The 24,448-nt window shown below is 71.9% G+C and carries 19 protein-coding genes; 14 read left to right on the forward strand and 5 right to left on the reverse strand.

Features of this window, described 5'->3' with window-relative positions:
* Window positions 1-93 precede the first annotated feature (93 nt).
* Complete coding sequence (locus ACZ5PB_RS10410; RefSeq protein WP_468689639.1) at window positions 94-2,370, forward strand: serine/threonine-protein kinase; 2,277 nt, start codon at window positions 94-96, stop codon at window positions 2,368-2,370.
* A 109-nt stretch (window positions 2,371-2,479) separates the two neighbouring features.
* On the opposite strand, the gene aspS is transcribed toward ACZ5PB_RS10410, so the two are convergent.
* The gene (gene aspS / locus ACZ5PB_RS10415; RefSeq protein WP_468689641.1) at window positions 2,480-4,246 is read right to left on the reverse strand and encodes an aspartate--tRNA ligase; all 1,767 of its coding nucleotides are present in this window, start codon (window positions 4,244-4,246) and stop codon (window positions 2,480-2,482) included.
* 207 nt (window positions 4,247-4,453) lie between these two features.
* On the opposite strand from aspS, the gene ACZ5PB_RS10420 reads away from it, so the two are divergent.
* Window positions 4,454-6,559 (forward strand): SpoIIE family protein phosphatase, encoded by a 2,106-nt coding sequence (locus ACZ5PB_RS10420; RefSeq protein WP_468689642.1) that lies wholly within the window; start codon window positions 4,454-4,456, stop codon window positions 6,557-6,559.
* Window positions 6,560-6,583: 24 nt separating this feature from the next.
* On the opposite strand, the gene ACZ5PB_RS10425 is transcribed toward ACZ5PB_RS10420, so the two are convergent.
* The 3 genes from ACZ5PB_RS10425 to ACZ5PB_RS10435 form a co-directional block, all read right to left on the reverse strand.
* On the reverse strand, window positions 6,584-7,660 hold the full coding sequence (locus ACZ5PB_RS10425) for an AI-2E family transporter (protein WP_468689643.1): 1,077 nt from the start codon (window positions 7,658-7,660) through the stop codon (window positions 6,584-6,586).
* A gap of 84 nt (window positions 7,661-7,744) precedes the next feature.
* Window positions 7,745-8,701: a pirin family protein gene (locus tag ACZ5PB_RS10430; protein ID WP_468689644.1), complete on the reverse strand. Its 957-nt coding sequence runs from the start codon at window positions 8,699-8,701 to the stop codon at window positions 7,745-7,747.
* An 85-nt stretch (window positions 8,702-8,786) separates the two neighbouring features.
* Window positions 8,787-9,317 carry an SseB family protein gene (locus tag ACZ5PB_RS10435; protein WP_468689646.1) on the reverse strand — a complete coding sequence of 177 codons (531 nt, stop codon included), beginning with the start codon at window positions 9,315-9,317 and terminating at the stop codon, window positions 8,787-8,789.
* Window positions 9,318-9,450: 133 nt separating this feature from the next.
* Here ACZ5PB_RS10435 and ACZ5PB_RS10440 point away from each other — a divergent pair, with 133 nt between their 5' ends.
* The 6 genes from ACZ5PB_RS10440 (at window position 9,451) to ACZ5PB_RS10465 (ending at window position 17,612) form a co-directional block, all read left to right on the forward strand.
* Window positions 9,451-11,280 carry an acyl-CoA dehydrogenase gene (locus tag ACZ5PB_RS10440; protein ID WP_468689648.1) on the forward strand — a complete coding sequence of 610 codons (1,830 nt, stop codon included), beginning with the start codon at window positions 9,451-9,453 and terminating at the stop codon, window positions 11,278-11,280.
* Window positions 11,281-11,384: 104 nt separating this feature from the next.
* Window positions 11,385-12,101, forward strand: coding sequence for a hypothetical protein (locus ACZ5PB_RS10445; RefSeq protein WP_468689650.1), 717 nt, complete (start codon window positions 11,385-11,387; stop codon window positions 12,099-12,101).
* A 50-nt stretch (window positions 12,102-12,151) separates the two neighbouring features.
* A complete protein-coding gene (locus tag ACZ5PB_RS10450; RefSeq protein ID WP_468689652.1) occupies window positions 12,152-13,462 on the forward strand; it encodes a M18 family aminopeptidase in 1,311 nt (436 codons plus the stop codon).
* A gap of 101 nt (window positions 13,463-13,563) precedes the next feature.
* On the forward strand, window positions 13,564-13,797 hold the full coding sequence (locus tag ACZ5PB_RS10455; protein ID WP_468689653.1) for a DUF6458 family protein: 234 nt from the start codon (window positions 13,564-13,566) through the stop codon (window positions 13,795-13,797).
* 94 nt (window positions 13,798-13,891) lie between these two features.
* Window positions 13,892-16,783 (forward strand): AfsR/SARP family transcriptional regulator, encoded by a 2,892-nt coding sequence (locus ACZ5PB_RS10460; protein WP_468689655.1) that lies wholly within the window; start codon window positions 13,892-13,894, stop codon window positions 16,781-16,783.
* Between the two features lie 166 nt (window positions 16,784-16,949).
* Window positions 16,950-17,612, forward strand: a complete 663-nt coding sequence (locus tag ACZ5PB_RS10465; RefSeq protein ID WP_468689656.1) for a DUF4232 domain-containing protein — start codon at window positions 16,950-16,952, stop codon at window positions 17,610-17,612.
* Window positions 17,613-17,657: 45 nt separating this feature from the next.
* On the opposite strand, the gene ACZ5PB_RS10470 is transcribed toward ACZ5PB_RS10465, so the two are convergent.
* Window positions 17,658-19,514 (reverse strand): NHL domain-containing thioredoxin family protein, encoded by a 1,857-nt coding sequence (locus ACZ5PB_RS10470; RefSeq protein ID WP_468689658.1) that lies wholly within the window; start codon window positions 19,512-19,514, stop codon window positions 17,658-17,660.
* Between the two features lie 182 nt (window positions 19,515-19,696).
* On the opposite strand from ACZ5PB_RS10470, the gene ACZ5PB_RS10475 reads away from it, so the two are divergent.
* The 6 genes from ACZ5PB_RS10475 (at window position 19,697) to ACZ5PB_RS10500 (ending at window position 24,443) form a co-directional block, all read left to right on the forward strand.
* Window positions 19,697-20,248 (forward strand): hypothetical protein, encoded by a 552-nt coding sequence (locus ACZ5PB_RS10475; RefSeq protein WP_468689659.1) that lies wholly within the window; start codon window positions 19,697-19,699, stop codon window positions 20,246-20,248.
* 106 nt (window positions 20,249-20,354) lie between these two features.
* Window positions 20,355-21,209, forward strand: a complete 855-nt coding sequence (locus tag ACZ5PB_RS10480; RefSeq protein WP_468689661.1) for a DUF4097 family beta strand repeat-containing protein — start codon at window positions 20,355-20,357, stop codon at window positions 21,207-21,209.
* A gap of 249 nt (window positions 21,210-21,458) precedes the next feature.
* Window positions 21,459-22,436 (forward strand): ATP-binding cassette domain-containing protein, encoded by a 978-nt coding sequence (locus tag ACZ5PB_RS10485; RefSeq protein WP_468689664.1) that lies wholly within the window; start codon window positions 21,459-21,461, stop codon window positions 22,434-22,436.
* Window positions 22,433-23,233: an ABC transporter permease gene (locus ACZ5PB_RS10490; RefSeq protein ID WP_468689667.1), complete on the forward strand. Its 801-nt coding sequence runs from the start codon at window positions 22,433-22,435 to the stop codon at window positions 23,231-23,233. The genes ACZ5PB_RS10485 and ACZ5PB_RS10490 overlap by 4 nt, the downstream gene beginning before the upstream one ends.
* A 178-nt stretch (window positions 23,234-23,411) precedes the next feature.
* Window positions 23,412-23,909 carry a GNAT family N-acetyltransferase gene (locus ACZ5PB_RS10495; protein ID WP_468689669.1) on the forward strand — a complete coding sequence of 166 codons (498 nt, stop codon included), beginning with the start codon at window positions 23,412-23,414 and terminating at the stop codon, window positions 23,907-23,909.
* 15 nt (window positions 23,910-23,924) lie between these two features.
* Complete coding sequence (locus ACZ5PB_RS10500; protein WP_468689671.1) at window positions 23,925-24,443, forward strand: GNAT family N-acetyltransferase; 519 nt, start codon at window positions 23,925-23,927, stop codon at window positions 24,441-24,443.
* Window positions 24,444-24,448 lie beyond the last annotated feature (5 nt).

Genomic DNA, 24,448 nt, shown 5'->3' on the forward strand with positions numbered 1-24,448 from the left:
TTTCCCCCGGCGTGACTTGGGCCACGTACCGTCTGGCAGACTGCCACTGGCTGACCACCGGCAACGCGGCACGCATCGAGGGGGACACAGGGCATGTGGGGGCGGGGGACCGTGCTCGGCGGGCGGTACACGCTGGCCGAGCGCATCGGCGGCGGCGCCATGGGCGAGGTCTGGCGGGCACTGGACGGGGTGCTGGAACGGGCCGTCGCGGTCAAGATCCTGCTGCCGAAGCTGCTGGAGGACCCGCAGTTCGCGGCCCGTTTCCGGCGCGAGGCGAAGGTGCTGGCGTCGCTCAGCCACCCGGGCATCGTGGACGTCCACGACTACGGCGAGGAGCCCGCCTCCGACGAGGACGGCGAGCGGATCGCGTACATCGTGATGGCGCTGGTCGAGGGGCACCCGCTCGACGAGGTGCGCGAGGACGAGGGGCCGATGCCGGTCGGGCGGGCGCTGGGCATCGTCGCCGAGGCCCTGGACGCGCTGCACGCCGCGCACCGGCGGGGCATCGTGCACCGCGACCTCAAGCCGTCGAACCTGATGCTGCGCGAGGACGGCCGGGTGACGGTGACGGACTTCGGCATCGCGCACAGCAAGGCCGCATCCCGGCTGACGGCGTCGCACGCGGTGCTGGGCACGGCCCTGTACATCGCACCGGAACAGGCCGAGGGAATCGCCACCGTCCCGGCGTCCGACCTCTACTCCATGGGCGTGGTCGCCTACGAACTCCTCACCGGGGAAGTCCCGTTCAACGGCGAAACCGTCCTGGAGATCGTCCTCAAACACATCCGCGAACCCGCCCCGGAACTCCCCGACACCTTCCCACCCCCGGTCCGCACCTTCGTGTCCCGAGCCATGTCAAAAACCCCGGAGGAACGCTGGGAGACCGCGGCAGCGATGGCGGCGGCGGCCCGAGAAGCAACCAAGCCAACCCCCACGAACGAGCCCCCCACCCCCCACCCGGCAACCGCCACCCCGAACGACGAGAACACGGCCGGCGCGCACGCAGCCGGAGCAGGTAGCGCGGGAGCAGGCGACGCCGGCAACGCAGGCGCGGTTGGCGCGGGCGCAGCCGGAGCAGACGCGGGCAGTGCGGGCGCGGCCGGAGCGGCCATCGCGGCCGGAGCAAGTGCGGCCGAAGCGGGCGCGGACGGACCGGGCGAGGCCGGAGCAGGCGCGGACGGACCGGGCGAGGCCGGAGCAGGCGCGGACGGACCGGGCGCGGTCGGGGCGGAGAGGCCAGCTGGAGCAGGCGGAGGGCTGGCCGCCTATGCCGGTCCGCTCCCCGCCACCCCCGAGTCGCTCCCCACCCCCGCCGCGCCGCCCCATGGGCAGCTGGGCCGCCCAGAGGGCGGGACGGGTGGGCATGGGGCGGCCCCCGGCGGAGCCGCATCCACCCCGGTGCCCCCGCCTCCGCTCCCGCACCCCACCCCCGCTCCCCTCCTCGTCTCCGGCCCGACCCCGTCCACCGCCACCTCCGTAACCACCCCCACCCCCTGGTGGAAGCGCCACCGCACCCCCCTCCTCATAGCCACCCCCCTCGTCCTGGGCGCAGTCACCGTCACCGTGCTGAACCTCCTCCCCGCCGACGGCCGCGGCGCCTCCGCCAATGGCACGCCCTCCGCCTCCAAGACCCCCGGCGCACCTCTCGCCCCAGGAGGGCCCACCCCCGGCACCCTCCCCACCCACCCCGCGTCCTCCCCGCCTCCCGCCCCCGGCGGACCCGCCAAGGACACCGCAGGCGGTTCGAACGCGGGCGCCACCGCCGGTGGCAGCGGAAAGCAGGCGGGCAGCGCAGGCCAGGCCAACGGCGGCAGCACGACGCCCCCCGGCGGCGCCGGTTCCGGAAACGGCGGCACAGGCAACAACGGCAACTCCGGCGACACCGGCAACACCGGCGACAAGCCCAAGCCCCCACCCCCCGGCCCCGGCCCCGGCCCCGCCAAACCCGCCAACTGCGGCGGCGACGCCTGGGGCGCCATCACCAACGTCGGCAGCGGCCGAAAGATGGGCCTCGCCGGCACCTCCACCACAGGCACCGGCGGCACCGTCGTCTCCGGCGGCAACACCCAGTTCGGATGGGTGCGCAGCGGCAACCAGTTCGACGAGTTCCACGCCTGCAACCTGGCCGGCAGCGCCCTCGGGCTCAAACAGGCCCCCGCGTACGACGAGAAGACGGGCACCGTACTCGCCGCCTCGACCGGCTACTCCGGCTACATCACCGCCTGGAAGACCACCCCCGCGTCCGGCGGCGCGTACCAGATCAACTACTACGTGGGCGACGGCTGCGTCACCGACGTCGGCGCGGGCCGCCAACTGACCGTCGAGCCCTGCACCCCGGGCAACAAGGCACAGATGTGGCGACTGCCGTAGGGCGGCAGGAAAACGGCCGGAAGAAACCAGGAAGGGCCCGGGATCCTAAGATCCCGGGCCCTTCCCGCCGCACCCGTACCCGTACCCGTAACGAGTACCCGCGCCGACGCTACTTCTCGACCGGCTTCCGCAGCTGAATGTTCAGCTCGCGCAGTCGGGTCTCCTCCAGCGTCGTGGGCGCGCCCATCATCAGGTCCTGGGCGTTGCCGTTCAGCGGGAAGGCGATCGTCTCGCGGATGTTCGGCTCGTCGGCCAGCAGCATCACGATGCGGTCGACGCCCGGGGCGATGCCACCGTGCGGCGGGGCGCCGAGACGGAACGCGCGCAGCATGCCCGCGAACTCCCGCTCGACCGTCTCGGCCTCGTAACCCGCGATCTCGAAGGCCTTGAGCATCAGGTCGGGCTCGTGGTTCCGGATGGCGCCGGAGGAGAGCTCGATGCCGTTGCAGACGATGTCGTACTGGTACGCCAGGATGTCGAGCGGGTCCTTCTCCTCCAGGTCGGCCAGACCGCCCTGGGGCATGGAGAACGGGTTGTGCGAGAAGTCGATCTTGCCGGTCTCCTCGTCCTTCTCGTACATCGGGAAGTCGACGATCCAGCAGAACCGGAAGACGTTCTCCTCGAAGTGCCCGGCGCGCTTGGCGGCCTCGACGCGCACCGCCGACATGATCTTGGAGACCTCGTCGAACTCGCCCGCGCCGAAGAAGATCGCGTGGCCGGGGACCAGGGAGAGGCGGTCGGTGAGCGCCTTGACGTCCTCCTCGGTGAGGAACTTGGCGATCGGACCGGCCAGCTGGCCGTCCTCGCCGACGCGCACCCAGGCCAGGCCCTTGGCGCCGTGCTCGACCGCGTAGTCGCCCAGGCCGTCGAAGAACTTGCGGGACTGACCGGCGGTGTCCGGCACCGGGAGGGCGCGGACGTGCTTGCCGGCGAAGGCCTTGAAGCCGGAGTCGGCGAAGACGTCCGTGACGTCGACGAGCTCCAGCTTGGCGCGCAGGTCCGGCTTGTCGTTGCCGTACTTCAGCATCGACTCGCGGAACGGGATGCGCGGGAAGGGGGAGGTGACCTCGCGGCCGTTGCCGAACTCGGTGAAGAGCTCGGTCATCAGCTTCTCGATCGGCTGGAAGACGTCCTCCTGCTCGACGAAGCTCATCTCGACGTCGAGCTGGTAGAACTCGCCCGGCGAACGGTCGGCGCGGGCGTCCTCGTCGCGGAAGCAGGGCGCGATCTGGAAGTAGCGGTCGAAGCCCGAGATCATCAGCAGCTGCTTGAACTGCTGCGGGGCCTGCGGCAGCGCGTAGAACTTGCCCGGGTTCAGGCGGGACGGAACCACGAAGTCACGGGCGCCCTCGGGGGAGGTCGCGGTGAGGATCGGGGTGGCCATCTCGTTGAAGCCCAGCGCGACCATCTTCGAGCGGATGGCGGCGATGACGGACGAGCGCAGCATGATGTTGCGGTGCATGCGCTCGCGGCGCAGGTCGAGGAAGCGGTACTCCAGGCGCCGCTCCTCGTTGACACCGTCCTCGGCGTTGATGGTGAAGGGCAGCGGGGCGGCCGCGCCCAGCACCTCGACCTCGGTCACCTCGATCTCGATCTCACCGGTGGGGAGCTCGGGGTTCACGTTGTCCGCGCCACGGGCGGAGACCTTGCCGTCGATACGGACGACGGTCTCCTTGGTCAGCTTCGCCAGGGCCTCGTTCGCCGGGGTGCCGGGACGGGCGACGAGCTGGACCAGACCGTAGTGGTCGCGCAGATCGATGAAGAGGATGCCGCCCAGGTCGCGACGGTTGTGCAGCCAGCCGCTCAGCCGGACGTCGGAGCCGACGTCGGAGGCGCGGAGCTCGCCGCACGTGTGGGACCTGTACCGATGCTGCATCGTTCGTCCAATTCTTCGCGAGATTCTTCGCGAGACAGGCGGGAATCAACTGACCTCAAGGTTACCGGCCGGGCGCGACCCATTTTCCGGGCCCCGGGCAACCCCCGCCCGTCGGCCCGGGTCATCTGTTTCACGTGAAACATCGCCTCCCGGCCGTGGAAACGGTCCCGGGCGGCCCATCTCCGTGCGACCTGGAAGGATGTGCCCATGCGCACCGAGGACGTGCTGGCCGCGATCGATACGGGCCTGTGGCGATGGGACAACGCCACGGGCACCGTCTCCTTCGACGCCGAAGCGGCCCACCTGGTCGGTCTGCCCGCCGAGGAAGTCACTCTCACGGAGGCCGCAGCCCGGGCCCGTTTCCACCCCGTGGACTGGAACGAGATACACGGCATCGTGCAGCTCGCGGTCGCCGAGGGGACGGTCGCCGAGGCCCGGCTGCGGGTCATGTCCGAGGACGGCCGACAGGTCCTCCGTACGGTACGGAGCCGCTCCAAGCCGCTCGGCGCCGACGGGAACTACCAGCTCATCGGCACGATCCAGGAGGTCGCCGAGTCCCCGCCCGGCACGGCGGCCCGCACCCCCGTGACGGGTGACTGGCGGCGCTCCCGGGAGGCGTTCCTGCTGGACGCGGGGCGGGCGCTGGCGGAGGCGCGGTCCACGGCGGAGGTGCTGCGGGTGGCGGCGTCCCTCTCGATGCCGGGGTTCTCGCCGGACGGCCTCGCGGTGTTCGGGGTGGCGGGCGACCGGCTGACGACGATCGGGCACCACGGGCACAAGCCCGGCGACGAGGACCCGTTCTCGAACATGCCGCTGGACACGGACTATCCGGCGGCCGAGGTCGTACGGACCGGGCGGGCGATCTATCTGCCCACACCGGAGGACTACCGGACCCGCTTCCCCGCGACCTGGCCGCTGGCCGAGGGGTTCGGACGGCGGTCCTGGGCGTTCGTGCCGCTGGTCGTGGCGGGGCGGACGATGGGCGCCTGGATGGCGGGCTTCGCGCACCCGGTGGCCTTCACCCCCGACGAGCGCTCCGTGCTGACGACGGTGGCGCGGATGCTGGCGCAGGCGCTGGCGCGGGCGGGCGTGGAGGAGTCGGAGCGGGCCCTTTCCGAGGGCCTCCAGCGGTCGATGATGCCCACGCTCGGGCCGGAGATACCGGGCATGGCGGTGGCCGCGCGGTACGTGCCGACCGGCGGCGGGCTCCAGGTCGGCGGCGACTGGTACGACATGATCCCGCTGCCTTCGGGCCGGTTCGCGCTGGTCATCGGCGACGTGCAGGGACACGACGTGCGGGCGGCGGGGCTGATGGGCCAGCTGCGGATCGCCCTGCGCGCGTACGCCTCCGAGGGACACCGCCCCGACGCCGTGCTCTCCCGCGCCTCCCGCTTCCTGCACGGCATCACCGATACGTACGCCCCCGAGGACCACTCCAGCCCGCGCTTCGCGACCTGTCTGTACCTGGAGGTCGACCCGGCGGACGGCACCGTCGAGCTGGCCCGGGCCGGTCATCCGGAGCCCGCGGTACGGATGGCGGACGGCACGGTTCTCGTACGGACGACGGCGGGCGGGCTGCCGCTCGGCATCGACCCGGACACCGACTACCCGACGTCGCGCCTGGCGCTGGAGCCCGGCGAGACGCTGATGGTGTGCACGGACGGGCTGATCGAGACCGGCGGCCACGACCTGGACTCCGGCTGGGCCAGGATCCGGGCGATCCTGGAGACCCACAGCGAGCTCGACCTGGAGAAGCTGGCCGACGAGCTGGTGCAGGCCGTCCACGGGCCGCCCTCGCACCACACCACGGGCCCGCTCTCCGACCGCCGCGAGGACGACATCGCCCTGCTGCTGCTGAGCCGCGACGCGGTCACCTCGGTCGCCTCGGTGAGCGCCCCGGTACGGTCCACGGCGCTGACCGTCGCCCAGGCCGAGCCCGAGCGCATCGCGGGCTCCCGCCGTCAGCTGCGCGAGCTGCTGCACGACTGGGCGGACGAGGACCAGGTCGACTCGGCGGTCCTGATGGTCTCCGAGATGGTCACCAACGTCCTCGTCCACACCGACGGCGACGCCCTGCTGACCGCCCGCGCCTCCGGCCCGCTCGGCGCACGCCGGCTGCGCGTCGAGGTGACGGACCTGAGCGACGAGCTGCCGCACAAGCGACGGCCCGGCGAGATGGCGTCCTCGGGGCGCGGGCTGCTGCTGATGGAGATGCTGGCGCACTCCTGGGGCGTGGACCCCAGGGGCGAGGGCAAGTCGATCTGGTTCGAGCTGTACGAGGACGCGCCGCCGGTGTCGTACGAAGAGGCCTAGGGCGCGTCCTTCGCGTCCTTCGGGTCAGGCCCGGGCTTCCGCGGGCTCCTCGGGCCGGGCCGCGTACCGGCCGCGGATCTCGGAGAGGACGCCGAACGCGGCGGCCGTCAGCGGTACCGCGAGCAGCATGCCGATGATCCCCGCGACGGACGCCCCCGCGACGATCACCAGCATCACCACCGCCGGGTGCATCTGCACCGTCCGGCTCTGGATCATCGGCTGGAGGATGTGTCCCTCCAGCACCTGCACGGCGAGCACGACGCCCAGCGCCCACAGCGCGATGACCACTCCCCGGTCGGCGAGCGCGACCAGGATCGCGACCGCGCCGGAGATGAAGGCGCCCAGGTAGGGGATGTACGCCCCGACGAAGACCAGCGCCCCCAGGCCCACCGCGCCGGGCACCTGGAGGATCAGCAGACCGACGGTGATGCAGAGGGCGTCGATGAGCGCGATGAACGTCGTCCCGCGCATGAATCCCTCGACCGCCTCGAACGCCCGGCGGCCCATCGCCTCGGCCATGTCGCCCGCGTGGTGCGGCGCGATGCCGCGCAGGGACGCCACGGCGCGGTTGGAGTCCCGGAGGAAGAAGAAGATCAGCAGCAGCGCGAGGACGGCGGTCGCGACGATCTCGCCGACCACTCCGAGCCCGGCCAGCACCCCGGAGGCGGCGGTGCCGCCGAACTTGGCCAGGAGGTCCTTGGAACGGTCGGCGAGGTCGTTGAGCGTGGTGCCCTCGCCGCCGAACTTCTCGATCAGATCGGTGGCGGCGCGCTGCACCGAGGAGACGATCTGCTCGCCGCTGTCGACGAGGGCGTTCACCACGATCCACCCGGCACCGCCGACGACGGCGACGACCGCCGCGCAGGTGATCGCGGCGGCCAGTGACCGGTGGACCTTCATCTTGATGAGCCGCCGGTGCAGCGGCCCGAGGAGGGCGGTCCCCAGGATCGCCAGGAGTACCGGCGTCACGGCGGTCTTGAAGGTGATGCAGAGCCAGACCCCGACGGCCACCACTCCGGTCACGAGCAACGCGACGATGCACCAGGCGGCGACGCGGCGGGCGGGTTCGGGGAGGAGGGGCTTGGTGGGGGTGACAGACATGGGCCCATGAGAACACGGGGGCCCATGCCGCCACCTGCGGGCACGGTCCGGGCGGGTGACGCCCTGTCAGGACCTGTCAGGGACTCACATGCCGTGGACCGCCGGGATCGTGCCCAGCCGTCCGGCCTGGAAGTCGTCGAAGGCCTGCTGGAGTTCGGCCTGGCTGTTCATGACGAACGGGCCGTAGTGCGCCATCGGCTCGCGGATCGGACGGCCGCCCAGGAGCACAACCTCCAGGTCCGGCGTGTTCGAGTCCTGCTTCTCGTCGGCGCGGACCGTGAGGGAGCCGCCGTCGCCGAAGACCGCCGTCTGGCCGGTGTGGATCGGCCGGCGCTCCGCGCCCACTGTGCCGCGGCCCGCCAGGACGTACGCCAGTCCGTTGAAGTCGGACCGCCAGGGGAGGGTCACCTCGGCCCCGGGCCGTACCGTCGCGTGGATCATCGTGATGGGGGTGTGGGTGATGCCGGGGCCGTCGTGGCCGTCCAGCTCGCCCGCGATGACGCGGAGCAGGGAGCCGCCGTCGGGGGTGGTGAGCAGCTGGACCTGGTTGTTGCGGATGTCCTGGTAGCGCGGGGCCATCATCTTGTCGGCGGCCGGCAGGTTCACCCACAGCTGGAGGCCGTGGAAGAGGCCGCCGCTGACGACCAGCGCCTCCGGCGGGGCCTCGATGTGCAGCAGGCCCGCGCCCGCGGTCATCCACTGGGTGTCGCCGTTGGTGATGGAGCCGCCGCCTCCGTTGGAGTCCTGGTGGTCCATCTGGCCGTCGATGATGTACGTGACGGTCTCGAAGCCGCGGTGCGGGTGCCAGGGGGTGCCCTTGGGCTCTCCGGGCGCGTACTCCACCTCGCCCATCTGGTCCATCATGATGAACGGGTCGAGGTACTGGTAGTTGATGCCCGCGAACGCGCGGCGCACCGGGAAGCCGTCCCCCTCGAAGCCGCTCGGAGCCGTGGTGACGGCGAGCACGGGGCGCGCGAGGGCGTCCGCGGACACGGCGACCTTCGGGAGGGTGAGCGGGTTTTCGACGGTTACTGCGGGCATGGGGTCCACCTCCAGGCGGGATGTTCAACATTCAACTTAGTTGAACCCTGAACGTCCCGCAAGGCGAGCCGTATTCCGGGGGAACTCAGCCGTACATGCGCCGCATCGCGAAGTCGACCATCTGCTCGACCGCCTTGGCGTCGAACACCATCCGGTGCTCGCCCTCCATGTCGAGCACGAAGCCGTACCCGGTCGGCAGGAGGTCGATCACCTCGGCGCCCGTGATCACGAAGTACTTGGACTCCTTGCCCGCGTACTTCCGCAGCTCCTTGAGCGTGGTGAACATCGGGATCACCGGGTGCTGGGTGTTGTGCAGCGCCAGGAACCCCGGACCCTCGCCGCGCGGGCAGTAGACCTTGGAGGAGGCGAAGATCTGCTGGAAGTCCTCGGCGGACAGCGTCCCGGTGGTGAAGGCGCGCACCGCGTCCCCGAGGGACGGCGGCGACGGCTCGGGATAGAGCGGCTGCTCCGCGTAGGCACCGGGGTGGGCACCCTGGTGCTGACCCTGGTGACCCCCCTGATGAGGCGGCGGCTGCGGCGGGGCATAGCCCTGCTGGGCCCCACCGGGCGGGGCGTAACCCTGCTGGGCGCCCGGATTCTGCTCGTAGCCATACATGCGGGAAAGAGTAGTGGGCCACATCTGGGCGTATGGGGTTGCGGCTTATTACCGACGGGTAGCATGCTGGTAGCTACTTGCTGGTAGTTGTTACGAGGATCCTGCCTCCCCGAGTTAATACGGAGCCGTCGCCATGGGGCACTACAAGTCGAATCTCCGGGACATCGAGTTCAACCTCTTCGAGGTGCTCGGTCGCGACAAGCTGTACGGCACCGGCCCGTTCGCGGAGATGGACGTCGAGACCGCCAAGAGCATCCTCGACGAGCTGCGCCGTCTCGCCGAGAACGAGCTGGCCGAGTCCTTCGAGGACGCCGACCGCAACCCGCCGGTCTTCGACCCGGCGACGAACACCGCTCCCGTGCCGGCCTCCTTCAAGAAGAGCTACCAGGCCTTCATGGATAGCGAGTACTGGCGCCTGGGCCTGCCGGAGGAGATCGGCGGCACGACCTCGCCGCGCTCGCTGATCTGGGCGTACGCGGAGCTGCTGCTCGGCGCCAACCCGGCCGTCTGGATGTACTCCTCGGGCCCGGCCTTCGCCGGCATCCTGCACGAGGAGGGCAACGAGGCGCAGAAGAAGGTCGCGCAGATCGCCGTCGAGAAGCAGTGGGGCTCGACGATGGTGCTCACCGAGCCGGACGCCGGTTCGGACGTCGGCGCCGGCCGCACCAAGGCGATCCAGCAGGAGGACGGCTCCTGGCACATCGAGGGCGTGAAGCGCTTCATCACGTCCGGTGAGCACGACATGTCGGAGAACATCCTGCATTACGTGCTGGCGCGTCCGGAGGGTGCGGGACCGGGCACCAAGGGGCTCTCGCTCTTCCTCGTACCGAAGTACAACTTCGACTGGGAGACCGGCGAGCTCGGCGAGCGCAACGGTGTCTACGCGACGAACGTCGAGCACAAGATGGGGCTCAAGGCCTCCAACACCTGCGAGATGACGTTCGGCGACCAGCACCCCGCCAAGGGCTGGCTGATCGGTGACAAGCACGACGGCATCCGCCAGATGTTCATGATCATCGAGTTCGCCAGGATGATGGTCGGCACGAAGGCCATCGCCACGCTCTCGACCGGTTACCTCAACGCGCTTGAGTACGCCAAGGAGCGCGTCCAGGGCACCGACCTGGCCAACTTCATGGACAAGGCCGCGCCCAAGGTCACCATCACGCACCACCCGGACGTCCGCCGCGCGCTCATGGAGCAGAAGGCGTACTCCGAGGGCATGCGCGCGCTGGTGCTGCACACCGCGTCCGTCCAGGACGAGATCGCGCTGAAGGAGGCGAACGGCGAGGACGCCAAGGCCGAGATCGCGCTGAACGACCTGCTGCTCCCGATCGTGAAGGGCTACGGCTCGGAGAAGTCCTACGAGCAGCTCGCGCAGTCGCTGCAGACCTTCGGCGGCTCCGGGTACCTCCAGGAGTACCCGATCGAGCAGTACATCCGCGACGCCAAGATCGACACCCTCTACGAGGGCACCACGGCCATCCAGGGCCAGGACTTCTTCTTCCGGAAGATCGTCCGCAACCAGGGTGCCGCGCTCAACCAGCTCGCCGAGGAGATCAAGAAGTTCCTCGCGGTGGGCACGGGCGGCGAGGAGCTGGCCGGAGCGCGCGAGCAGCTGGCGAAGGCCGCCGTGGACCTGGAGGCCATCGTCGGCGCCATGCTGACGGACCTCGCGGGCACCGAGAAGGACGTCAAGTCCATCTACAAGGTGGGTCTGAACACGACCCGGCTGCTGATGGCCTCGGGCGACGTGGTCGTCGGCTACCTGCTGCTGCGCGGTGCGGCCGTGGCCGCCGAGAAGCTGGCGGCGGGCGCCTCCGCCAAGGACGTCCCCTTCTACACCGGCAAGATCGCGGCGGCGAAGTACTTCGCCGCGAACGTGCTGCCGGGCGTGGGCGTGGAGCGGGCCAAGGCCGAGGCCGTGGACAACTCGCTGATGGAGCTGGACGAGGCCGCGTTCTAGTCCGGCCCGGTTCTGGCCGCTGAGTGGTTCTCGCGGGCCGGACCTGTCCCCTCTCACGGGGACGGTCCGGCCCGTTGTCAGTGGTGCGTGCGACGCTTGGTCGTATGGCTGGACAGGAATCGCAGGGCAAGGGGTACTCGGTACCGGCCGGGCTGCCGTACGCGCTCCAGGAGCTGCGCAGCAGGCTCGGTTCGGCGAGCGACCTGGTCAAGGAGATGTACGACGGCGCCCACCCCGCCGAGTACGAACCGGTGGCCGACTCGCTCTACGGGGCCTACCGCACGGCCTCCGACCTGGCCCCCGCCCGCAACGTCACCGGCTGCAAGGAACACCCCGACGGCGCGGTGGACCCGGCCGCGCCCGACGGCTGGGGGCGCTGTCTGCTCTGCAACCACCGCAGGCGGCTCACCGAGCGCGGCGCCGCCAGCCCCCCGGAGGAGCGGCCCAGGCTGCCGGACGGGTCGGCGCCCAGGGCCACGCTGGCGGCGCTGAAGTCGCAGTTCGCGCTGGTCAACGAGCGGTCGTTCGACCTGGCGACGTCCTCGGCCCCGGAGGAGTTCGCCGCTCTCGCGGGGGAGCTGCACCGGGCGTTCGTCCTGGCCAGGGAGCTGTCCCGGCCCAGGAACGCGTCGGGCTGCGCACAGCACCCCGGCGCACCGGTGGACCCGGACGCCCCGCCGGGCGAGGAGTGCATCTTCTGCGCGGGCCGCAGAAGGCAGGCGCAGCGGGCCGCCGGGACGCCGCAGATGCTGCCGAGGGTGGCCAGGGGGGACCGCCGGATGCCCCTGCGCCGCCGGTTCGAACGGCCCCCGGGGAGGTAGCCCGGAGCACGGCAGGAAGGGCACCACGGCGGCCTCGCTACGCTGGGCGTATGAGCAGCACCGCAGCCCGATTCGATCGCGGCCACACCGACGACCTGATGTCCTTCCTCGCGGCCGGCCCCTCGCCGTACCACGCCGTGGCCGCCGCCGCCGAGCGGCTGGAGAAGGTCGGCTTCCGTCAGGTCGCCGAGACCGACGCCTGGGACGCGTCGACGGGCGGCAAGTACGTCCTGCGCGGTGGCGCCATCGTCGCCTGGTACGTGCCGGAGGGGACCCGGGCGCACACCCCCTTCCGCGTCGTCGGCGGCCACACCGACTCCCCCAACCTGCGGGTCAAGCCGCTGCCCGACTCCGGCAACGAGGGCTGGCGGCAGGTCGCCGTCGAGATCTACGGCGGCGCCCTGCTCAACACCTGGCTCGACCGCGACCTCGGCCTGGCCGGGCGTCTCACCCTGCGCGACGGCTCCCACCGGCTGGTCAACATCGACCGCCCCCTGCTGCGCGTCCCGCAGCTCGCCATCCACCTCGACCGCCAGGTCAACGAGGGCATGAAGCTGGACAAGCAGCGCCACATGCAGCCCATCTGGGGCCTGGGCGAGGTCCACGAGGGCGACCTCATCGCGTACGTCGCCCAGGAGGCCGGGCTCGACGCCGAGGACATCACGGGCTGGGACCTGATGCCGCACGCCATCGAGCCGCCCGCCTACCTGGGACGCGACCGCGAGCTGGTCGCGGGCCCCCGCATGGACAACCTGCTCTCCGTGCACGCCTGCGTCGCCGCCCTGGCCGCCGTCGCCGCCGCCGACGCCAGTGGTGACCTCTCCTCCCTCCCGTACATCCCGGTGCTCGCCGCCTTCGACCACGAGGAGAACGGCTCCCAGTCCGACACCGGCGCCGACGGCCCCCTCCTCGGCAATGTGCTGGAGCGTTCCGTCCACGCACGCGGCGGTACGCCCGAGGACCGGGCGCGCGCCTTCGCGGGCACGATCTGCCTGTCCTCCGACACCGGGCACGCCGTGCACCCCAACTACTCCGAGCGCCACGACCCCACGCACCACCCGCGTGCCAACGGCGGCCCCATCCTCAAGACCAATGTGAACCAGCGGTACGCCACCGACGGCTCCGGCCGGGCCGTCTTCGTCGCCGCCTGCGAGAAGGCCGGGGTGCCGATGCAGCACTTCGTGTCCAACAACGCCATGCCCTGCGGCACCACCATCGGCCCGATCACCGCCGCCCGGCACGGTATCCAGACCGTCGACATCGGCGTCGCCATCCTCTCCATGCACAGCGCCCGCGAGCTGTGCGGCGCCGACGACCCCTACCTCCTGGCCAACGCGCTGACCGCCTTCCTGGAGGGCTGAACTCCGCCTCCGCGCATGGCTGTTCCGGCCCCGGGTACGCGCCCCGTACACCCAAAGGGCCGGAACGGCCGTACGCGATCTTCTTTCGGAGGCGAACTGACATGGGCTTGGGCGGCTGCATCGTCCTCGTCGCGGTGGGGGCCATCCTGACCTTCGCCACTGACTGGGAAATGGACAGCGTGAACCTGGATCTGGTCGGGATCATCATGATGCTCGTCGGGATCATCGGCATCGTGGTCTTCACCAGCATCCTCAAGAAGCGCAGGGGCGTGGGCGTGCCCCCGGGCCCGGGCGCGGGCGGAGTGACCGAGGAGCGCTACCGGCACTACGAGTGAGTCACCGCACACACTCGCAGCCCCTCGGGGCCGCGCCACCTGCCCCGATAAGCTGAGCCTTTGCGCACGAGGGGCACAGGGGGGGGAGTCGTCAGTGGAATTCCGGTTGCTCGGAACGGTGTCCGTCGCCACCGAAGCCGGTGAGCTTCCCCTCGGCCCGGCCAAGCGCCGCAGCGTCCTGGCCGCGCTCCTGCTGCGCCCCAACACCGCCGTACCCGTCGACCAGCTCATCGACACCATCTGGGACGAGGCCCCGCCCGCCCACGCCCGCACCGTCATCCAGGGTCACGTCTCACGGCTGCGCGCGCTGCTGGGCGACGGGGAGGCCGCGGCGTACGGCGTCGAGCTCGCCACCCGGGGTCGGGCCTACGTCCTGCAGATGTCGGAGTCGCTCCTCGACGCGCACCGCTTCGAGGAACTCGTACAACTGGCGAAGCGCCAACGGCAGCCCGCGGACGCCGTGCTGATGTTGCGCGAGGCGCTCGCCCTGTGGCGCGGGCCCGCGCTGACCGGGACCGTGTCCTCCGAACCGCTGGCCGCCGCCGCGCACGCGCTGGAGGAGACCCGGCTGGTCACGGTGGAGAACCTGGCCGACGCGTACGGGCAGCTGGGCGAGCACGGCCGGGCGGCGGCCGTGCTGCGCACCGAGGCCGTCGCCCATCCGATGCGGGAGACCCTGGCGGCGGCGCTGATGCTCGCGCTGTACCGGGCGGGCCGGCAGTCAGACGCGCTGGACTGGTACCACCGGACGCGGCGGCTACTCGCCGACGAGCTGGGGGTGGACCCCGGCCGGGCGCTCCAGGACGCGTACGGGGCGATCCTCCAGGGGGAGCAGCAGCCCGAGGGGGGCGCCGACGAGTCCGGGGCGTACGGCCCGGCCGAAGCGGCCGCACCGGACGCTGCCGCCACCACCCTTTCCTCCGGCCGGCGGCCCGACCACGGCGAAAGCACTCCCGGCCCCCGCAAGCGGCAGACGCCGACGGCGGAGCACGTTCCCAGCGGTCCGTACGCGCCGGTCCGGGTCGCCGCACCGTTCTCCCAAGTCCCTTACACAGTCCCCGAGTTGCTGCCGCGCAATCCGCGCGGTTTCCTCGGCAGGTACGCCGAGCTGGCCGCCGTCGGGGACGCCGCCGCCGAGGGGGACGCGCCGATCGTGCTCGTCACCGGGCCGCCCGGTGTCGGCAAGACCGCGCTGACCCTGCGCTGGGCGCACCAGCGGCGCGCCGACTTCCCCGACGGGCGGCTCTTCGCCGATCTGCACGGGTTCGACGCGCTCGCGGACCCCGAACCGGCCGATGTCGTACGGGAGTTCCTGGTCGCGCTCGGGGTGAGCGGACGGGCCATGCCGGAGACCCCGGCCGCCGCGGCCGCGCTGTACCGGCGGCTCACCGCCGAGCGCAGGCTCCTCGTCGTGCTCGACAACGCACGCAACTCCGAGCAGGTGCGACCGCTGCTGCCCTCGGGGGAGGGCTGCGTCACCGTCGTGACCAGCAGGAACCGGCTCGACGGGCTGATCGCGGGCGAGCTCGCCCGGCCCGTGCCGCTGGCCGTGCTGGGCCCTGCCGACTCCACCGCCCTGCTCGCCGGAGTGCTCGGCAGCCGACGGATCGACGCCGAACCCGACGCCGCCCGCAGGCTCGCCGAACTGTGCGACGGACTGCCGCTCGCCCTGCGCATCACCGCCGCCCGGCTCGCCACCCACCCGGACTGGACCCTGGAGCGGCACAGCTCCGAACTCGCCGACGAACAGCGCCGGCTGGCTCTGCTCGCGGTCGAGGACCGTGGCGTGGCGGCCGAACTGCGGCTCAGCGTGCAGCAGTTGACCGGCAGCGCGCAGCTCGTCTTCCGCAGCCTGGGCGCGCACACGGGACGGACCTTCGACCGGTACGCCGCCGGGGCCCTCGCCGGGATCACCCCCGGTGAAGCGGGCACCGCCCTGGACCAATTGGCCGCCGCGCACCTGGTCCAGGAGTCGGGGCCCGGCCGGTTCGCCCTGCACGACCTGGTCCGGCTGTACGCCCGCGAGCTCGCGGCGGCCGAGGCCGCAGCCCCGGACGAGGGGCCGCTCGCCCGTCTCGTCGGCCACTACCTCTGCACCGAGCTCGCCGCCAACGCGGTCGCCGAACCCGGCAGCCGCCCCTGCTGCGCGCTTCCCGACGACGTACAAAAGCCTTCTGCGGTACGGAAGTTCGGCACGCGGGCCGAGGCCATCGAGTGGTACGAGGCCGAACGCGAGGCGCTCGCAGGGGCGATGGCCGCCGCGCAGGAGGCCGGGTGGCCGGAGCGGGTGTGGCGGCTGGGGATCCTGCAGTGGCCGTACATCCTGTGGCGGGTGCGGGAGCGGTGGGTGCCCGTCCTGGAGCAGTCCCTGGCCGCGGCCGAGGCCGTGGACGACCCGGACGCCCAGTCGCGGGTGCGGGCGCTGCTCGGGTGGGTGCTGCTGGAGGAGGGCAGGCCCGAAGAGGCTTACCCGCACCTGGAGTTGGCGCCCGTGCTGGCCGCGCGGGCGGGCGACCCGGTCGACGAGGCGATCGGCCGGATCAACCTGTCGCTGGCGCAGCAGGTGCGCGGCGACCACGAGGAGGCGAGGGAGGGCTGCGTACGCGCCGCCGCTCTCGCCCGGCGGGCGGGCGACCGGCCGACCGAGATGCTGGCCCTCCAGACGCTCGCCGACCACTGCCTGAGCACGGGCGACCCCGAGGCCGCGCTCCAGCACTCGCTGGACGCGCTGGCCCTCGGCGGCGCCGCCGAGTCCGGGCTGATCCGCAGGTCGATGCTGCAGACCGCACAGGGCGAGTCGCTGACCCAACTGGGCCGTGTCGAGGAGGGGTTGGCGATGCTCTCGCTGGCCGCGGACGGCGCCGAACGGGCCGGGTACCACCAGGGGGCCTGCCGGGCACTGGACTCGCTGCGCAGGATCACGGGCGACACGTCGTACGAGGAACGCTACGAGCGGGCCTCGGCGGCGCTGGCGGCGAACAGGTGACGGGCGGCGTGCCGGTGGCCGCCCTTGCGGCAGCCCTGGTGACAGCGCCGGTGACTGCGCCGGTGACAGCGAAACGTTAGCGGCACGTCAGCAGGACGCCAGCGGGACGGCAGCGCCGACCGCGAACCTCTTCCGAGGGAGAACGCGGCAGCGGGCGGGAGGTTTCATGCGGCGCGGGCTCGGGAGCACTCGTACGTACGTGGCGGCGGCTGCGGCCGTACTGGTCCTCGCGGGCTGCACGGACGGGGCCGCGGTCGGCGGCGCGACGGACACGCGGGCGGCGCGTGGCGCCGCGCAGCCGGCCGGTCCCGGCCGCCCGCACACCGGGCCCGGCTACTGCGTGACGGAGGGGGTGTCCTTCCGGATCGAGGTCCCGGCGTCCCGGCACGGGTCCCGGCACGGCAGGAAGGCAGGGTTCCGGATCGCCCGGATCATCGTCACCGGTACCGGGCCCGAGGCCTGTGTGCTGAAGGGTCCGCCCCAGGTGACGGTCCGCTACGACGACACCATGTCGATCACCGCGGACCGGCCGGACGTCCGCTCGCCCCGGCTCGTGCTGAGGCCGGGTGCCGAGGCCGTGGCCACCCTGTACTACACGGACAACGAGCCCGCGCACGGCGTCCGTCACCAGTGCGCACCGGCCTACGCGACCGCCGAGGTCTCGCTGAACGGCGAGTGGGCGGAGCGCACCACCCCGATCCGCGCGACGGACGGGCGCACCCCGGCGAAGCTGCCCCTGTGCCTGAACCAGGCGGAGGTCGGCGGCTTCACCCCGGCCCCTCACCAGGGCCGGACCCCCAGGACCGGGCGGGGTGCTCCGCCCCCGTAGGAGCACTCCGCCCTTCAACCTCCGTGCCCCACCGGCCTGGTGGGCTCAGCCCCTGTCGTCCATCCCCGCCAGGACCAGTGCGAGCCGGGACTCGCCGTCTGCCGTGACGCGCACCGGAACTCCCCAGTCCTGCTGGTGGACGTGGCAGGCCGGGTACTCGTTCGCCGGGTCGTCGTCGCAGGAGGCCGCCATCGCGGAGACGTGCAGCACGCCCTCCGTGACGTCCGTGCCGAGCAGCAGTTCGCGGGAGAGGTCGGTGCCCTGGCCCGCGCCGTCGGCGAGCAGATCGGGCGGGGTGGCCGAGACCAGGAGCCGGGTCGAAGGGCCGTACCGGGTGTCCAGCTTCTGGCCGGTCGGCGCCTGGAAGATCACGTCCAGCAGCAGCTTGCCCGGGGCGACTTCGGTGGCCGCGCGCTGGGTGCGGTGCGCGACCGACTCCACCCGTACCGCCTCGTCCGGAAGGCGCAGCCGGGTCAGCCGGTGGCGGGCCGACTCGACCACCACGATGTCGTCCCCGACCAGCACGGCGCCGCTCGGCTCGCGCAGGTCCGTCGCCAGGGTGGTGACCTGACCTGTCGTCGGCTCGTAGCGGCGCAGGGAGTGGTTGTACGTGTCGCTGATCGCGACCGATCCGTCGGGCAGCGCGGTGACGCCCAACGGGTGCTGGAGCAGGGCCTGTTGGGCGTCGCCATCACGGTGGCCGAAGTCGAAGAGGCCGGTGCCGACGGCGGTGTGCACCATGTCGTCGGTGTCCACCCAGCGCACGGACGAGGTCTCCGAGTCGGCCACCCAGAGGCGCTCCTCGGTGGCCGCGAGCCCGGACGGCTGGGCGAACCAGGCCTCACCGGCGGGGCCGTCGACCAGGCCCTCGTTGGTGGTGCCCGCGGCGACCCGTACGGTGCCCGCCTGAGGGTCGTACGCCCAGAGCTGGTGCACCCCGGCCATCGCGATCCACACCTCGCCGCGCCACCACGCCACGTCCCAGGGCGAGGAGAGGGCCACGTCGAGGGCGGGGCCGGACGTCGGCTCGCCCTGCCACCACTGCTTTCCCGTACCGGCGAGGACGGTGACCTCGCCGGTGGCCGGGTCGTACGACTTGAGGCGGTGGTTGACGGTGTCGGCGACGACGACCTGGCCGTCGGGGAGCAGGGCGAGGCCCTGCGGCTCGTTGAAGTCGCCGTCGATGCGGCGCAGCACGCTCTCGCCGTCCGGGGCGAGCTCCACGAGCTGGTCGCGGGTGGTGTCCGAGACGAGGAGGTTGCCGGAGCCGGGCAGCGCGACGGCCTTGCCGGGGAAGCGGAGGTCGGTGGCGACCGCCTCGGGCTCGACGTAGGGGCCGTCGCCGCGCCGCAGCGTGCCCTTGGCCTCGTGTTCGGCCTCCAGCTCGGTGACCAGCCGCTCGATGGCGTGGGCGTGGCCCTCGCCGGCGTGCTGGGCGACGACGTACCCCTCGGGGTCGATGACGACCAGGGTGGGCCAGGCGCGGACGGCGTACTGCTTCCAGGTGGCCAGCTCGGGGTCGTCGAGCACCGGGTGGTGCACCTGGTACCGCTCGACGGCGTCGACCACCGCCTGGTGCTCGGCCTCGTGCACGAACTTGGGCGAGTGCACGCCGACGATCACGGTGGTGTCGCTGTGCCGCTGCTCCAGCTCGCGGAGTTCGTCGAGGACGTGGAGGCAGTTGATGCAGCAAAAGGTCCAAAAATCGAGGATCAGGACGCGGCCCCGGAAGTCGGCGAGGGACAGCTCCTTGCCGCCGGTGTTGAGCCAGCCGCCCTTGCCGACCAGTTCGGGGGCGCGGACGCGGGCGCGCCGGGGGGTGGCGGCGGGCGCCGGACCGGGGTCCGGCTCGGGGCTCGGCGCGGGATTCGGCTCGGCGTTCGGGGCAGCGGCGGCAGTCATGGCACCAGGGTGCCACCGGTCCCGGGATGGTGCGTAACCAGTTCATGAAACCTTGACGGGAGGGGAAGTGTGCAGGTCAGGGGCTTGGGGGGAGGTGGAGTGGAGGACGGTGATGCTGTGTGGTGCCAAGTTGAGCCATGCGTCCACTTGCTTTGGTGCCATCGTGGTGCCATGATGGCGTCATGGACCTCACGCCTTACGTTGACACCCTTCGCCGCGAACTCGCGGTGGCCGCCGATGCCGGCGGGGACGACGCCCGGGAGCTGGCCGAGCGGCTCACCGCTCCGCTGGAGTCGGCGGCCCGGCTCACCCTGCTGAACGCGCTGTCCGCCGCGATGGACGAGATCACCCGTGAGCTCGCCCCCGGTTCGGTCGACGTACGGCTGCGGGGGCTCGACCCGGACTTCGTGGTGACGCTGCCCTCCGGGGGCGGCGGCTTCGAGCAGCAGCCGAGTGCGGGTGGGGGTGCGGGTGCCGCACCGGCTCCCGCGCCGGTACCGGTGCCCGTCGAGGACGGTGACGGTGGCACCGCGCGGATCAACCTGCGCCTTCCCGCGCATCTCAAGACGCGGGCCGAGGACGCGGCGGGCCGTGAGGGGCTTTCGGTCAACGCGTGGCTGGTGCGGGCCGTTTCGGCGGCCGTTGACGCGGGGACCGCGGGGGCACCGGCGCCCGCCAGGGCCGGCGACCGGGCCATGACCAGCGGGCAGAGCTTTACCGGCTGGGCGCGCTGAGTGCGCCGAGTGCGCTGAGCCCACGCGCGACACGTCAACACACAGCACCTTCACCACCTTTCACCAGCGGGGAGAAACCCCGACGAGCCAAGAGGACGGGACAGCCATGCCTTCTTTCGACACCCCTGAACCGATTTCCGCCACTTTCCGGGTGGAGGCCGGTTCGGTCCGGCTCATCGCGGCGGGCCGCGCGGACACCGTCGTCGAGGTGATGCCGCGCAATCCGAAGAAGGACGCCGACGTACGGGCGGCCGACCAGACCCGGGTGACCTACGCGGGCGGCCTGCTGACGGTCACCTCGCCCAAGGGCAATCTGCTCGGGCTCGGGCGCACCGGAATCGTCGACGTCATCGTCGAACTTCCGGCGGGCTCGCGGGCCGAGGTCAACGGGTCCTGGACCGAGGTGCGCGGCGAGGGACGGCTCGGCGAGGTCCGGGTGAAGACCTCGACCGGCGACGTACACCTGGACTCGACGGGGCCGCTGAACCTGTCCGTCTCGCACGGCAGCATCTCCGTCGACCAGGTCAAGGGCGCCGCCACGGTCACCACCAGCTCGGGGAACATGCGCGTCGGGGCGGTCGACGGGGCGGCCGTACTGAAGAACTCGCACGGTGCCACGACGGTCGGCAGCGTCACCGGTGAGCTGCGCGTCAACGGCGCCAACGGGGACATCCACGTCGAGCGCGCCGAGGGCAGTGTCACGGCGGCGACGGCGCACGGGGCGCTGCGGGTCGGCGAGGTGGCGCGGGGGACCGTGCAGCTGGAGACGTCGTACGGGGGGATCGAGGTCGGGATCCGGGCCGGGACGGCGGCTTGGCTGGACGTCAGCTCGGAGCGGGGGCTGGTGCACAACGCGTTGGTGGCGGGGGAGGGGCCGGGGGCGGATGACGGGGAGGACACGGTGGAGGTTCGGGCGCGGACTCGGTGGGGGAACATCGAGGTTCGACGGGCCGGGGCCTGAGGTCCTTCTGAGCCACTGGTCGCTCTGATTCACACCACTCCTCTCCTCGCTCGGGGAGGGCCATTCATTGATCTGTCATGCCCATGTCGGGTTGTCCTCGCCGGGGTGAGGCCGGGCGGGGCCGGAGGGTTCGGCTCCGCCGGGGGCCGCCCCCTTGCCCGCCCGTCCCGCCCCCGGGGGGCGGCCCCGCCGCCCAAGGGGGCTCGGGGGCTCGGGGGCTGTTGATTCGAATTCGGAAGGTTGTTTCTCGTGAGTAATTCTTCGCTCGCCATCAGCGCCGTCGGACTGCGCAAGTCGTACGGGGACAAGGTCGTGCTCGACGGTGTCGATCTGCGGATCCCGCGCGGCACGATCTTCGCGCTGCTCGGGCCGAACGGGGCCGGCAAGACCACCACCGTCCAGATCCTCTCCACCCTGATCGCCCCCGGCACCGACTCGGGCCCGGTCCAGGTCACCGGGAACGCCCTCGGCCGCGACGACGAGGCGATCCGTGCCTCGATCGGTGTCACCGGGCAGTTCTCCGCCGTCGACAACCTCCTCACCGGCGAGGAGAACCTGATCCTGATGGCGAAGCTGCACCACCTCACCCGGCGGGAGGGCCGGCGCCGGGCCACCGACCTGCTGACGAAGTTCGACCTGGCGGAGGCCGGGCAGAAGCCCGTCGCCACCTACTCCGGCGGCATGCGCCGTCGGCTCGACCTGGCGATGACCCTGGTCGGCGACCCCCAGGTGATCTTCCTCGACGAGCCCACCACCGGGCTCGACCCGCGCAGCCGCCGCACCGTCTGGGAGCTGATCAGGGAACTGGTCGCCGACGGCATGACCATCTTCCTCACCACGCAGTACCTGGAGGAGGCCGACCAGCTCGCCGACCGGATCGCCGTGCTCGACGGCGGCCGGATCGTCGCGGAAGGCACCGCCGAGGAGCTCAAGCGGCGCATCCCCGGCGGGCACATCCGGCTCCGTTTCCACGAGAGCCACCAGCTCGCCTTCGCCGCCCAGCAGTTGGACCCCATCGCCACCGACGCCGAGGCCCTCACCCTCGACATCGCGAGCGACGGCAGCATCCCCGCCCTGCGTACGGTCCTGGACCGGCTCGACGGTGCCGCGATCGAGGCGGCGGCCCTCACCGTCCACACGCCCGACCTCGACGACGTCTTCCTCACCCTGACCGGCAACAGCAACGCCCACACCACCCCCGCCCCGCGCAAGGAGACCGTGCGATGAGTGCCGCCCTGACCACCGCCCCGCCCGCCAAGTCGTACGCCCTGCGCGACTCGCTCACCATGCTGAGCCGCAACCTCAAACGCGCCAAGCGCTACCCGTCGATGACCATCGCGGTGGTCTCGATGCCGATCCTGATGCTGCTGCTGTTCGTGTTCGTCTTCGGCGGCGCCCTGGGCAACGGCATCGGCGGCAGCGGCGACTACATCGACTACGTGGCCCCCGGCATCCTGCTGATGGCCGTCGCCTCCGGCTCGCTGTCCACGGCCGTCTCCGTCGCGATGGACATGACCGAGGGCATCATCAACCGGTTCCGTACGATGGCGATCTCGCGGGCGTCCGTCCTCACCGGCCATGTCATCGGCGGTGTCATCCAGACCATGCTGAGCCTGGTGCTGGTCCTCGCCGTCGCCCTGCTCTGCGGCTTCCGGCCGAACGCCAACGTCGTCGAGTGGATCGCCGCGTTCGGCATCCTCACCCTGCTCGCCTTCGCCCTCACCTGGATCGCGGCGGCCATGGGCCTGTCCAGCAAGACCGTGGAGTCGGCCAGCAACGCACCAATGCCGATCACCTTCCTGCCCTTCCTCGGCAGCGCGATCGTCACCCCGGACTCGATGCCGACCGCAGTGCGCTGGTTCGCCGAGTACCAGCCCTTCACCCCGCTGACCGAGACCCTGCGCGGCCTCCTGATGGGTACCCCCATCGGCAACAACGCCTGGATCGCGCTGGCCTGGGGCGTCGGACTGTCGCTGGTGGGCTACCTGTGGGCCCGCTCGGCGTTCAACCGGCCGGTGAAGTAGAGGAGTTGAAAGACCCGCCCGGGAGAAGAGACAGCCGGTCCCCACCGCGTACGGGGGCCGGCCGCCTCCGTACCCGGAAACTCCCTTGTCGGCGCGCGCCCGCTCTGCGAAAGTTCTCACGCCCCTCACGCGCCCCACGTCCTTCACCCCCCTCATGTCCCCTCACCAGGAGTTCTGCGTGTCCCACGCCCCCCAGGACCTGACCACCGACCGCCTCCTGCTGCGCAGCTGGACCCCGGGCGAGATCGCATCGGTGCTCACGGACCAGCGGCTCCCGCACTGGGCGGACGGCTTCCCCGGCGAGGGCGACCGGATGCTGGCCGGGCTCTTCGAGAAGAACCCCGACTGGTTCGGCCCGTACGGCCACCGGCAGATGATCGAGCGCGAGAGCGGTGAGGTGGTCGGCGCCATCGGCCTGTTCTGGCCGGCGAAGGACGGCGTCGTCGAGTTCGGGTACGGGGTCGCCGCCTCGCGCCGGAAGCGCGGTTACGCCACCGAGGCCGCGCGCGCCCTGGTCGCCCACGCGCTGACCGGGCCCGGCGTGCACACCGTCTGCGCGAAGGCGTCGCTCGACAACCCCGCCTCCATCCGCGTACTGGAGAAGGCCGGTCTCGACCCCTGGCCCGGCGACGACCTGGAACCCGGGCTCACCCGCTTCCGCACCCGGACCGCCTGACACCGCCCCAAGACCATGACCGGACTCCCGGCTCCCGCCCTCCAGCCGCTGCGGGCCGAGCACGCCCCCGCGCTCCTCGCCTTCGAGCGCGAGAACCGGGCGTACTTCGCCTCTGCCGTGCCCGACCGGGGCGACGCCTACTTCGCGGAGTTCGCCGACCGGCACGCCGCACTGCTCGCCGAACAGGCCACCGGGACCATCGCCTTCCACGTCCTGGTCGCCGACGACGGCGAGGTGCTGGGGCGGTTCAACCTCGTCGACCTCGCGGACGGAGCCGCCGAACTCGGCTACCGGCTCGCCGAGAAGGCCACCGGCCGGGGCCTCGCCACCCGCGCCGTCCGCGAACTGATCGCGCTGGCCGCCGACCGCCACGGCGTCCGCACCCTGCGCGCCGCGACCACCCTCGACAACGCGGCCTCCCGCGCGGTGCTCGCGCGCACCGGCTTCGTACCGGACGGCGAGGCCGACTTCGAGGGCCGCCCGGGGCTCACCTACGTACAGCACCTGAACGTACGGGACCAGCCCGAAGCGTGACATCG

The organism is Streptomyces sp. NPDC032721 (genome assembly GCF_055579625.1).

Coding starts and splice junctions, on each gene's coding strand:
- ACZ5PB_RS10420 (WP_468689642.1), top strand. CDS start 4,454: ATGCGCACCGAGGACGTGCTGGCCGCGATCGATACGGGCCTGTGGCGA.
- ACZ5PB_RS10430 (WP_468689644.1), bottom strand. CDS start 8,701: ATGCCCGCAGTAACCGTCGAAAACCCGCTCACCCTCCCGAAGGTCGCC.
- ACZ5PB_RS10435 (WP_468689646.1), bottom strand. CDS start 9,317: ATGTATGGCTACGAGCAGAATCCGGGCGCCCAGCAGGGTTACGCCCCG.
- aspS (WP_468689641.1), bottom strand. CDS start 4,246: ATGCAGCATCGGTACAGGTCCCACACGTGCGGCGAGCTCCGCGCCTCC.
- ACZ5PB_RS10475 (WP_468689659.1), top strand. CDS start 19,697: ATGGACCTCACGCCTTACGTTGACACCCTTCGCCGCGAACTCGCGGTG.
- ACZ5PB_RS10455 (WP_468689653.1), top strand. CDS start 13,564: ATGGGCTTGGGCGGCTGCATCGTCCTCGTCGCGGTGGGGGCCATCCTG.
- ACZ5PB_RS10470 (WP_468689658.1), bottom strand. CDS start 19,514: ATGACTGCCGCCGCTGCCCCGAACGCCGAGCCGAATCCCGCGCCGAGC.
- ACZ5PB_RS10490 (WP_468689667.1), top strand. CDS start 22,433: ATGAGTGCCGCCCTGACCACCGCCCCGCCCGCCAAGTCGTACGCCCTG.
- ACZ5PB_RS10465 (WP_468689656.1), top strand. CDS start 16,950: ATGCGGCGCGGGCTCGGGAGCACTCGTACGTACGTGGCGGCGGCTGCG.
- ACZ5PB_RS10410 (WP_468689639.1), top strand. CDS start 94: ATGTGGGGGCGGGGGACCGTGCTCGGCGGGCGGTACACGCTGGCCGAG.
- ACZ5PB_RS10445 (WP_468689650.1), top strand. CDS start 11,385: ATGGCTGGACAGGAATCGCAGGGCAAGGGGTACTCGGTACCGGCCGGG.
- ACZ5PB_RS10450 (WP_468689652.1), top strand. CDS start 12,152: ATGAGCAGCACCGCAGCCCGATTCGATCGCGGCCACACCGACGACCTG.
- ACZ5PB_RS10500 (WP_468689671.1), top strand. CDS start 23,925: ATGACCGGACTCCCGGCTCCCGCCCTCCAGCCGCTGCGGGCCGAGCAC.
- ACZ5PB_RS10440 (WP_468689648.1), top strand. CDS start 9,451: ATGGGGCACTACAAGTCGAATCTCCGGGACATCGAGTTCAACCTCTTC.
- ACZ5PB_RS10425 (WP_468689643.1), bottom strand. CDS start 7,660: ATGTCTGTCACCCCCACCAAGCCCCTCCTCCCCGAACCCGCCCGCCGC.
- ACZ5PB_RS10480 (WP_468689661.1), top strand. CDS start 20,355: ATGCCTTCTTTCGACACCCCTGAACCGATTTCCGCCACTTTCCGGGTG.